General features: G+C 78.8%; 1 protein-coding gene. It reads left to right on the top strand.

Annotation, left to right across the window (positions count from 1 at the left end; all coding sequences use genetic code 11):
* Window positions 1-73 precede the first annotated feature (73 nt).
* Window positions 74-561 (top strand): DbpA RNA binding domain-containing protein (locus OZN99_RS33230; RefSeq protein ID WP_270939424.1); only part of this gene is annotated, 488 nt, incomplete at its 3' end.

Genomic DNA, 561 nt, shown 5'->3' with positions numbered 1-561 from the left:
CCGCGCGCATCCGCGCCGAATGGGGGCCGCCGCCCTCGGCCGAGCAGATCCGCGCGCGCGAAACGAGCGCCTGGTGCAGGAGGCGATCGCGGCCGCAGAGGCAGCGGGTGCAGAGCCGGAGACGCTGGCGCTCGGCCGCGCCGTGCTGGAGGCGAAGGGTGCGGAGGCGGTGGCGGCGGCGCTGCTGCGCGCCCTCGGCGCCACGCTGCCCGCGCCGGAGGAACTGGAGCCGGCCGAGCCGGAGCCGCGCGCCGCCCCGCGCGAAAGGCGGGACGGTGGCGAGGGCCGGGAGGGCGTGTGGTTCCGGCTCAGCGTCGGGCGCAACCGCAACGCCGATCCGCGCTGGCTGCTGCCCTTCCTCTGCAAGCGCGGCCATGTGACGCGGCAGGAGGTCGGCCGCATCCAGGTGATGGAGCGCGAGACGCGGGTGGAGATCGCGCCCTGGGCGGCCGCGCGCTTCGCCGCCGCCGCCCGGCGCCAGGACGCCGATGACGAGGACATCGACATCGCCCCCGTGCAGGCGCCGCGCGAGGCCGGCGGCGCCCCGCCGCCGAAGCGGCC

Origin of the sequence: Falsiroseomonas oryzae (assembly GCF_027856955.1) — a bacterium.
Classification (GTDB): Bacteria; Pseudomonadota; Alphaproteobacteria; order Acetobacterales; family Acetobacteraceae; genus Falsiroseomonas; species Falsiroseomonas oryzae.
The sequence above is the reverse complement of the archived record's forward strand: the minus strand, read 5'-3'. Positions and strand labels throughout refer to the sequence as shown.